Consider the following 10,587-nt stretch of genomic DNA (forward strand, 5'->3'; position numbering starts at 1 on the left):
GACACCGATGACGACCACGCCGACCCCCCAGCGGACCGTGCCCCGCTGGGTCGCGCCAGCCCCGGCCGGTGAACCCGGCCGCCCCGGCTGGGCCGAACTGCGCCACCCCGTGCCGCACCGGCTCGCCGCCCGGACCCGGCTGCTCTCCCGCCGTACCGGCACCGGCTGGGAGGCCGCCGCCCTCGCCGCCCACACGGCCGTGCTGACCGCGATCAGCGGCGAGCGGACCCTCCTCGCCGGCTATCTGCCCCCGGCGCCGCACCCCGCATCCCCGGCCACCGCCGCACCGCGACCCGTGCCCGTCGTTCTCACCCTGGAGGGACACACCTGGCGCGAGCTGCTCACCGCCTCCGCGCGGGCTGCCGCCGAGCCGGCCGAGGGCGCCTTCGAGACCGTCCTGGACCTCGGCAGTGCCACCGGTGCGCCCGCCGCGCCGTCCGGGCACACGGCCCTGCGCGTCGCCCCGCGTCTCGACGCGGACGGTCCCGCTCTGCTGATCGGGTACCGCACCGACGTCCTCGACGCGGCCGCCGCCGAGCGGATCGCGGGCTACCACGTCACGGCCCTGAAGCAGTTGACGGACGGCCCGGACACCCCCGCCCACGCCCGGGGGCTGCTGTCCGAGGCCGAGTACCACCACCAGGTCCACGAACTGTCCGGCCCGAACCGCCCGTTGCCGGACCGCCGGTTCCACGAGCTCTTCGAGGAGCAGGTCCGCCTGCGGCCCACGGACGTCGCCGCCGTGCACGCCGGCCGCAGCTGGACCTACGCGGAGCTCAACACCCGCGCCAACCGCGTCGCCCACGCCCTGCTCGCTCGCGACCTCGGCACCGAGCCCGTGGTCGCCGTCATCACCGAGCGCACCCTGGACTGGCTGGCCTGCGTCATCGGCGTCTTCAAGGCCGGCGCCGCCTACCTGCCCGTCGAACCGCACGCCCCCGCCGACCGGATGGCACGCACCCTGGCCCGCAGCGGCTGCCGCCTGGTGCTGACCGAGGACAGCGCGCTCGGCCAGGTGCGGCAGGCCGCCCCCGAGGGCGTCGAACCGCTCACGGCCGCCGACGCGTACGCGGAGGAACGCCCCACCGGCGACCCGGGAGTGCCCGTCGCCGCCGGGCAGCTCGCCTACCTCTACTTCACCTCGGGTTCCACCGGCGAACCCAAGGGCGCGATGTGCGAGCACGCCGGCTTCGTCAACCACCTGTTCGCGAAGATCGACGACCAGCGCATCACCCAGGGCCAGGTCGTGGCCCAGACCGCCCCCCAGTCCTTCGACATCTCCCTGTGGCAGCTGGTCGCCGCCCTCGTCGTCGGTGGCCGCACCCTGATCGTCGAACAGGAGGCGATCCTCGACGTCGACCGCTACCTCGACACCGTCGAGCACGGCGAGGTCGCGGTCCTCCAGGTCGTCCCCTCCTACCTGGAGGTCGTGCTCAGCCGCCTGGAGGAGAGCCCCCGCGACCTGCCCGCGCTGCGCTGCGTCTCGGTCACCGGCGAGGCCCTGAAGAAGGAGCTGGTCGTCCGCTGGTTCGCGCGTTTCCCGCACATCGCGCTGATGAACGCCTACGGCCTGACCGAGACGTCCGACGACACCAACCACGAGGTCATGACCGCCGTCCCGGCGTGGGACTCCGTGCCCCTCGGCCGCGCCGTCAACAACGTCTCCGTGTACGTCGTCGACGAGAACCTGCGCCCGGTGCCGCTCGGCGCCCCCGGCGAGATCGTGTTCTCCGGCGTCTGCGTGGGACGCGGCTACATCAACGACCCCGAACGGACCGCCCAGTCCTTCACCGAGGACCCGCACCGCCCAGGCCACCGCCTGTACCGCTCCGGCGACTTCGGACGACGGCTGCCCGGAGGCACCCTCGAATTCCTCGGCCGCCGCGACGCCCAGGTCAAGATCCGCGGGTTCCGCATCGAGATCGGTGAGATCGAGAACCAGCTGCTGCGCGTCGACGGCGTCCGCGACGGTGCCGTCGTGGTCGTCGAGTCACCCGACCGGGGACGCCGTCTCGTCGCCTTCCAGTGCGGCTTGGACACGACGTCCGACGCCCTGCGCGACCGGCTGCGCGAGACCCTGCCGGCGTACATGGTGCCGAGCCGGGTGGAACGGCTCGACGCGCTGCCGCTCACCCCCAACGGCAAGACCGACAAGCGCGCCCTGCGCGCCCTCGCCGCGGAACTCGCCGAACAGGAGGGCACGGCGGAGCGCGAGGAACCCCGCACCGCCACCGAGCGCCGGCTCGCCGCCGCCTGGGCCGAGGTCCTCAGGCTGCCGGTGGAGCGGATCGGCCGCGCGGACGGCTTCTTCGACCTGGGCGGCACCTCACTCTCCGCGGTACGTCTCGTCGTACGGACGGAGCGCGCCTTCACCCTGCGCGACGTGACCCGGTACCCGACCCTCGCCGCGCTGGCCGCCTTCGTCGACGACCCGACCTCCGCCGCCCCCGCCCCCGGGCCGGCGGACCCGGCGGCCGGTCCCGCGGCCGAGGCCGGTCCGGCCGCCGCGACCACCGCACCCGGCGCCGACGGCGGTGCCGCGCCGTTCGACGTGGTCCGCACCGAGGGCCGGCCCGCGGTGTTCGTCCTGGACGGGCCGCCGCCCGCCGACCCCGCCGCCTGGGCCGCCGAACACGCCGGCCGGCTGCGTGCCACGGTCGCCGAGCACGGCGCCGTGCTCGTGCGCGGCCTCGGACTCGCCGACGCCGGGACCGTCGGCCGGGTCGGCCGGGCCCTGTTGCACGAGGTGATGACCGAACGCGAGGGCTTCGCCCCGCGCCGGCGGCTCGCCGACGGCGTCTACTCGTCCACGGAGTGGCCGGCCGACCAGCCCATGTGCATGCACCACGAGCTGTGCTACGCCCGTGAGGTGCCCGGCACCCTCCTCTTCGCCTGCCTCACCGCGCCCGAGTCCGGCGGCGCCACCGGGGTCAGCGACTCGGCCGAGGTGCTCGAGGCGCTCCCGGCCGGCCTCGTCCGCCGCTTCGAGAGCGAGGGCTGGCTCGTCGAACGCAACTACACGGGCACCGTCGGCGTCGGTCTCAACGAGGCCTTCGGCAGCGACCACCGTGCCGACGTCGAGGCGTACTGCGCCGCCCGGGGCATCGAGTACCGCTGGGAGCCGGGCGGCGACCTCCGCACCCGGCAGCGGGCCGCCGCGGTGCTCACCCACCCGGTGACGGGCCGGCCCGGCTGGTTCAACCAGATCGCCTTCCTCAACGAGTGGACCCTGGACCCCGTCGTCCGCGAATACCTCACCTTCGAGTTCGGGCCCGACGGACTGCCCTTCAACAGCCGCTACGGAAGCGGCGAACGCCTCGACGAGGAGACGGTGCTCACCATCAACGGCGTGTACGAGAAGCACACGCTCCGCGAGCCGTGGCGCGACGGTGACCTGCTCGTCGTCGACAACCTCCGCATGGCGCACAGCCGGGAGCCCTACGAGGGCGAGCGGCACATCGCCGTCGTCCTCGGCGACCCGGTCGCCCTCCCCGCGTCCTCCTGACCGCACGCCGGCCGGGCGCGCCCGCCGCGCCCGGCCGCCCACCCACCACTCACGGATGGAGCAACCATGTCCCGCCAGCCGCTCGTGCCCCCCTTCGCCGTGATCACCGGCGCGCAGGTGGCCGAGGTGCTCACCGGCAGCGAGAAGCACGTCGTGAACCTGGTCGAGGACGTCTACCGGCTGCACGGCCGGGGCGACTCGGTGAACCCGCCCTCCTACTTCCTGCGTTTCCCCGACCGGCCCAGCGCGCGCATCATCGCGCTGCCCGCGTCCGTCGGCGGCGACCGGCCCACCGACGGACTGAAGTGGATCTCCAGCTTCCCCGAGAACGTCGCGGCCGGAATCCCCCGGGCTTCCGCGGTGCTCATCCTCAACGACCCCGCCACCGGATACCCGATCGCCTGCCTGGAGAGCTCCATCATCAGTGCCTCCAGGACCGCCGCCTCGGCCGCCCTCGCCGCCGAGCGGCTCAGCCGCGGCGAGCGCCCGCGACGCATCGGCTTCATCGGCGGCGGGCTCATCGGCCGCTACGTCCACCACTACCTCGAGGCCACCGGCTGGACGTTCGACGAACTCGGCGTCCACGACCTGTCGGACACCCACGCCGAGTCCTTCGCCGGCTACCTGACCGGCCGCTCCGGCGACGCCTCCGTGGTCGTGCACCGCACCGCCGAGGCACTCGTCCGGTCCAGCGACCTGATCGTCCTGGCCACCGTCGCGCCCCGTCCGCACATCCACGACCCGGCCTGGTTCGCGCACAACCCGCTCGTCCTCAACGTGTCCCTGCGCGACCTCGCCCCCGAAATCCTGCTGGCCTCCGCCAACATCCTCGACGACGTCGAGCACTGCCTGAAGGCCGACACCTCTCCCCACCTGGCCGAACAGCTCACCGGCGGAAGGGACTTCATCGACGGCACGCTGTACGACGTCCTCGAGGGCCGCGTCGGGCTCCCCGCCGACCGGCCCGTCGTCTTCTCGCCGTTCGGCCTCGGCGTGCTCGACCTCGCCGTCGGCCGCCACGTCCTCGACACACTGCGCGACACCGGCCGCCTGCCGGTCGTCGAGGGCTTCTTCCACGAGCTCGACCGCTACGGCCGCCAGGGCGACCCGGCGCCGAACGGAATCCGGTGATGAAGTGACCGTCATAACCGCCCCGTACGAGATGAACGTCGACGACGTCTTCGTCGACCTCCGGTCCGTCTTCGACGTACCCCTCTACCTGAAGTACGAGGGGATCAACCTCGCCGGCTCGGTCAAGCTGAAGGCCGCCCTGGAGATGGTGCTCGCCGCGGAGCGGGACGGCACCCTCACCCCGGGCGCGGTGCTCGTGGAGTCCTCCTCCGGCAACCTCGGTGTCGCCCTCAGCATGATCGCCGCCCACCGCGGCTACGGCTTCGTCTGCGTCACCGACTCGCGCTGCAACCCCGCCACCCGGCGGCTGATGGAGTCCTTCGGAGCCCGTGTCCTCGTCATCTCCCGCGCCGACAAGGAACGCGGGCTGCTCGGCGCCCGCATCGACTACGTGCAGCGCCTGGTCGACTTCGACCCCAACTACGTGTGGCTCAACCAGTACGTCAACCCTCACAACTGGCTGGCCCACTACCGCACCACCGGCCCGTCCGTCGCCGCCCAGTTCCCGGACCTGGACGTGCTGTTCGTCGGCGCGGGAACCACCGGCACGCTCATGGGCTGCGCCCGCTACTTCCGCGAACGGGGCGGCGGTGTGCGGATCGTCGCCGTCGACAGCGTCGGCTCGGTCACCTTCGGCGGGCCGGCGTCCACCCGCCACATCCCGGGCCTCGGCGCGGGCGTCCGTCCGCAACTGCTCGACGAGGGGCTGCTCGACGAGGTCGTGATGGTGCCCGAGCGGGACACCCTCCAGAGCTGCCACGCCATGGCCCGCCAGGGCTTCCTGTTCGGCGGCTCCACCGGGACCGTCGTCAGCGGCGCACTGCGCTGGCTGGCCGGCCGGCCGCGCGGCGAGCGGCTCACCGCGGTGGCCCTCTCCCCGGACCAGGGGGACCGCTACCTCGACACGGTGTACGACCCCGCATGGGTGGAACGGCACTTCGGCGCGCCACAGACCTGGGACGCGGGGGAGCCGGAGAAGGAGCTGGAACTGGTCCCCGGCGCCGGCTGAGTCCCCCACGCGCCCCGCAGGAGGGCGCCCCGAGACACCTGTGAGACAAGGAACCCGCGACATGGACAAGGCAGTCGTACTGATCGCCGAGGAACTCTCACCCGCCACCGTCGACGCCCTCGGCCCGGAATTCGAGGTCCGGTACTGCGCGGGCGCCGACCGGGCCTCGCTGCTCGCGGCGCTGCCCGGCGCCGACGCGGTGCTCGTGCGCAGCGCCACCCGGATGGACGCCGAGGCGATCGCGGCGGGCACCCGGCTGAAGGTGATCGGCCGGGCCGGGGTGGGCCTGGACAACGTGGACGTGCCCGCGGCGTCCCGCGCCGGCGTGATGGTGGTGAACGCCCCCACCTCCAACGTGACCAGCGCCGCCGAGCTGACCGCCGGTCTCCTGCTCGCCGTGGCCCGCAACATCCCGCAGGCCGACGCCGCGCTCAAGGGCGGGCAGTGGCAGCGCGGCCGGTTCACCGGCGTCGAACTGTCCGGCCGGACACTCGGCATCCTCGGACTCGGGCGCATCGGCTCCCTGGTGGCCCGCCGCATGGCCGCGTTCGGCATGCGGCTGCTCGCCCACGACCCGTACGTTCCGGCCGGGCACGCCGAACGGCTGGGTGCGCGCGTCGTCGGGCTCGACGAGCTCCTCGAGTCCTCCGACTTCCTCACGGTCCATCTGCCGAGGACACCGGAGACCACCGGCATCCTCGGCTTCGACGCCCTGCAGCGCGTCAAGCCGGGCATCCGCATCGTCAACGCCGCCCGCGGCCACATCGTCGACGAGGCGGAGCTGTACGCGGCGCTGAAGGAGGGCCGGGTCGCCGCCGCGGGCATCGACGTGTTCGCCACCGAACCGTGCACCGACTCCCCGTTGTTCGAGCTGGACAACGTGGTCGTCACCCCCCATCTCGGGGCCGGCACGGCCGAGGCGCAGGAACGGGCGGGCGTGGCCGTCGCGCGTTCCGTGCGGGAGGCGTTGGCCGGCCGCTTCGTGCCGGAGGCCTGCAATGTGCGGCTGGGCGAGGTCGACGCGGAACTCGACCCGTGGCTGGCACTCGCCGAGCGGCTGGGCGGCCTGTTCACCGCGACCGCCGGGGCGCTGCCCGGCCGGCTGCGCGTCACCGTCTGCGGGGAGATCGCCCGGCACGAACTCGCGGCCCTGGAACTCGCCACGGTCAAGGGCCTCCTGGCACCCGTGGTGGAGGGCGGGGTCACCTACGTCAACGCGCCGCTGCTCGCCCAGGAGCGAGGGCTGGACACCGAGCTGGTCACCGGGCCCGAGAACGCCGCGCACCGCAGCCTGGTGCGGGTCGAGGGCACGCTGCCCGGCGGGGAACACGTCTCGGTCTCCGGCGCCCTGACCGGGCACCGCGGTGGCGAGCGTCTGGTGGAGCTGCTCGGACACGAGGTCGACGTACCGTTCGGCGACGGCCTCGCCTTCTTCCTCGCCCCCGACGAGAGCGGGCTGATCACCCGTGTCGGCGAGGCGCTCGCCCGGGCCGGAGCGGCGGTCGAGTCCCTGCGGCTGGCCCGTACCGGCGGGGACGGCGGCACGGCCCTGGTCGTGGCGGCCCTCGCCGCCCCCCTCGGTCCGGCGGCGCTCGACGACGCCGCCGTCCGGCTGGGTGCCGTGCGCGGCTGGGGTCTGGAGCGGCGACGATGACGGCGTACGACTGGCTGATCGAGCAGCTGGTCGGCGCCCGGGCCCGGTTCCGGCTGATCGACCACCCCCCGGAGGGGCACACCGAGCGGGCCAGCGAGCTGCGCAGGCACCCGCTGGCCCAGGCCGCCAAGTGCCTCGTCGTGCGCGTCGCGACGGGACGCCGCTCCCGGCGGTACGTGCTGGCGGTCGTCCCTGGCGACCGGCGGGTGGACCTCGACGGGCTGTGCGGGATGTACGGCGGCTCGGAGGCCGCCTTCGCGGCGCGGGACGTGGCCGAGCGGCTGGCGGGCAGCGTCAGCGGCTCGGTGGTGCCGTTCGCCCGCCATCCCGAACTCGACCTGGTGGTCGACCCGGAACTGCTCGTGCACGACGAGATATTCTTCAACGCGGCGCGCCTGGACCGCTCGGTCGCCCTGGACACCGACGACTACGTGGCTCTCGCCCGCCCCCGGGTGGAGTTCATCACCCAGCACTCCGCCACCCGGCCGGAGTCCGCCGGAAGGACGACAGCATGAGTCTCGGCCCCCGTACCACGGCAGCGCGGACCGCTGTCGCCGGGGAACAGTGGTTCCGCCGTTACCCGGCCGCCCACGCCCCGCGGCGCCGCCTGGTCGTCCTGCCGCACGCGGGGGGCTCGGCGAGCTTCTTCCACGCCTGGGGGACCGCCTTCGACGCCGGCACGGAGGTGGTGGTGGCCCGCTACCCGGGCCGGCACGACCGGCTCGCCGATCCGTGCGTGGACAGCATGGCGGAGCTCACCGAGCAGGTGACGGAGGCGTTGCTGCCGCTGCTCGACGTGCCGGTGACCCTGTTCGGGCACAGCATGGGCGCGTCCCTCGCCTACGAGATGACCCTGCGGCTGGCCGAGCGGCACGGCGTGTCGCCCGCCGCGCTCCACGTGTCGAGCCGCAAGCCGCCGCACCGGCTCACGCCGCGGCGCCTGCACGAGCAGGGCGACGACGCGCTGATCGCGGAGGTCCGCCGGCTCGGCGGCACGGACGAGGCGCTGCTGTCCGATCCCGACCTGCGCGACATCGTGCTGCCCGCGATCCGTGCCGACTTCACGATCGTCGGCACCTACGGGCCGCGCCCCGCGGATCCGGTCGACTGCCCCGTCTACGCGTACCTCGGGGACCGGGACCCGTCGATCGGCGTCCAGGACATGTCGGGCTGGGCGGACATCGCCCCTTCGCGCTTCCGGCTGGACGTGCTGAGCGGCGGCCACTTCTATCTGCAGGACCACCGCGAGTCCGTCACCCGCCTCGTCGACGCCCGCATGGCCGGCCGCGCCGGCTGAGCGGCCCCCTCCGGACACCCGGCGCCGCCCGTGCCCGACGGGCGGCGCCGGGCGCTGTCACGACCGCATCCGGTCCCTTCATCCGGTCGCTTCCAGTGCGGACACCGACCGGCGGAGGGCACGTCCCGCGCATCCTGGCCGCCTGACCGCACAGCCCGACAGCGAGGTCCAGGCGGGAACCCACGCCCGGCTGCCCTCGACCTCGGCCGGTGACACGGGCTTGCGCGTGCCATGGTCGCGCGCGGTGCCGGACGGTCAGCCGGGCATGTGGAGGAGACCCACGGCGTGCGGTGCCGTGGAGTTCTACTCCGGGTCGGGGGCCGGCCTCCGGTCGGGGTCCCCGTGAGCGGTGCGCTCGGGTTCCCCGTGCGCGGTGCGCAGGGGCGTCTCCCGACTCAGCAGGACGGCGGTCAGCGCGAGCAGCGCGAAGGGTACGGCGGTGGCGAACACGTCGCCGAAAGCCTGCCCGTACACCGCCTGGACGCTCTCCACGGCGGAGGGCGGCAGGGAGCCCAGGTCCGGCAGGCCGCCGTCGAGCCCGGTTCCGGCCGCGGTGTGTGCGCGGGACAGGGCGTCCACGCGGGCGGTCAGCAGGGAGCCGAGTGCGGCGAGCCCGAGTACACCGCCGAGGCTGCGGGAAAGGACCACCAGAGTGGTGGTGGCGCCCAGGTCGTCCGGCGGCGCCGCGTTCTGGGCGATCAGCACGAGGTTCTGCGAGACGATGCCGATGCCCGCGCCTCCCGCGAACAGGGCGGCGCCCACCAGCGGCAGCGGGGTGTCCGCCGCCACGGTGCCCATGAGCGAGAAGCCGAGGACGAGCAGCAGGCCTCCGACGGCCAGGACGCGTTTCCAGCGGCCTCGCGTGGCGATCAGACGCCCGGCGACGCCGGAGGCCACCAGCAGACCCGCGATCATCGGCAGGGTCAGCAGGCCCGACACGGCCGGCGACTGCGCCCGGGCGGTCTGGAAGTACTGGCTCAGCAGCGCGGGAGCGGCGAACAGCGCCGGCCCGACCGCGAAACCGGCGAGCGCCGACAGGGCGACGGTGCGGTCGCGCAACAGGCGCAGCGGCACCAGCGGATCGGCGGCCCGCGACTCGCGACGGACGAACAGCACGGCCAGGACGAGCACGGCGCAGGCCGCTCCCGCGGACGGCCAGGACACCCACGGGACACCGTCACCGGCCCGGGTGACGGCGAGGAGGAGCGTGCCGACCGCCGCGGTGAGCAGGGCCGCGCCCCAGAGGTCGGGGCGGCGCCCGCCCGTCGCCCGCCCGGAACCGGCCCCGGGCGCCGGCGCGGGCAGCTTCAGGGTCCGGTGGAGGGCGAGTCCGGCGCCGGCCGCGAGGAGCACGCCCAGATGGAAGCAGCCGCGCCAGCCCACCCCGGGGGTCTCGGCGAGGAGGCCGCCGAGCGGGGGACCGGCGACCGTTCCGGCCGTGATGACCAGCGTGACGCGGCCGTTGTACCGGCCACGCTCTCGTGGCGGGACCAGCGTGGCCATGATGACCTGGGCCAGCGCGTTCACCCCGCCGGCTCCCAGCCCCTGCACGGCCCGGCCCGCGATGAGCTGCCCGACATCACCGGCCAGCGCGCACCACGCCGACCCGAGGGCGAACAGGCCGAGCGAGCACTGGATCAGCGTCTTGCGGTCCGCGAGGTCGGCGAGCTTTCCCCAGAGCGGCAGACTCAGCGTGGAGGAGACCATCGTGGCCGCGACGACCCAGGTGAAGGCGGCCTGACCGCCGCCCAGGTCGGCGACGACGCGGGGCAGCGCGGTGACGACCACGGTGCTGGACAGCAGTCCGGCGAAGAGGCCGAGCAGCAGGGCGCGGAACGCGCGGCGGGTTCCGGCAGGGCTTGTCGGAGGGGTGCCGGGCTGCGCCATCGGAGTCCTCGGGGTCGGTGCCGCACAGCGCGGCGGGAGGGGTCGGGAAGGATCAGGAAGGGGTGGGGGAGGGATCGGGGGCAGGGTGCGACGCATACCGGCGG

General features: G+C 74.3%; 7 protein-coding genes. 6 read left to right on the forward strand and 1 reads right to left on the reverse strand.

Annotated features, from left to right (window positions below):
• Positions 1 to 7: 7 nt before the first annotated feature.
• From ACZ7G3_RS25710 to ACZ7G3_RS25735, 6 genes are all read left to right on the forward strand, one after another.
• A complete protein-coding gene (locus tag ACZ7G3_RS25710) occupies positions 8 to 3,505 on the forward strand; it encodes an amino acid adenylation domain-containing protein (protein WP_470928402.1) in 3,498 nt (1,165 codons plus the stop codon).
• A 66-nt stretch (positions 3,506 to 3,571) separates the two neighbouring features.
• Positions 3,572 to 4,636 carry a 2,3-diaminopropionate biosynthesis protein SbnB gene (sbnB, locus tag ACZ7G3_RS25715; protein WP_470928403.1) on the forward strand — a complete coding sequence of 355 codons (1,065 nt, stop codon included), beginning with the start codon at positions 3,572 to 3,574 and terminating at the stop codon, positions 4,634 to 4,636.
• A gap of 4 nt (positions 4,637 to 4,640) precedes the next feature.
• The gene (sbnA, locus tag ACZ7G3_RS25720; protein ID WP_426517840.1) at positions 4,641 to 5,645 is read left to right on the forward strand and encodes a 2,3-diaminopropionate biosynthesis protein SbnA; all 1,005 of its coding nucleotides are present in this window, start codon (positions 4,641 to 4,643) and stop codon (positions 5,643 to 5,645) included.
• Between the two features lie 61 nt (positions 5,646 to 5,706).
• A complete protein-coding gene (serA, locus tag ACZ7G3_RS25725) occupies positions 5,707 to 7,299 on the forward strand; it encodes a phosphoglycerate dehydrogenase (RefSeq protein WP_470928404.1) in 1,593 nt (530 codons plus the stop codon).
• Positions 7,296 to 7,814, forward strand: coding sequence for a YbaK/EbsC family protein (locus ACZ7G3_RS25730; RefSeq protein WP_470928405.1), 519 nt, complete (start codon positions 7,296 to 7,298; stop codon positions 7,812 to 7,814). The genes serA and ACZ7G3_RS25730 overlap by 4 nt, the downstream gene beginning before the upstream one ends.
• Positions 7,811 to 8,596: a thioesterase II family protein gene (locus ACZ7G3_RS25735; protein WP_470928406.1), complete on the forward strand. Its 786-nt coding sequence runs from the start codon at positions 7,811 to 7,813 to the stop codon at positions 8,594 to 8,596. Before ACZ7G3_RS25730 ends, ACZ7G3_RS25735 begins: the two co-directional genes overlap by 4 nt.
• Before the next feature lie 303 nt (positions 8,597 to 8,899).
• Here the strand turns inward: ACZ7G3_RS25735 and ACZ7G3_RS25740 are convergent, their stop codons facing one another.
• A complete protein-coding gene (locus ACZ7G3_RS25740) occupies positions 8,900 to 10,483 on the reverse strand; it encodes an MFS transporter (protein ID WP_470928407.1) in 1,584 nt (527 codons plus the stop codon).
• Positions 10,484 to 10,587 lie beyond the last annotated feature (104 nt).

This window comes from Streptomyces sp. NPDC037271, assembly GCF_055603605.1.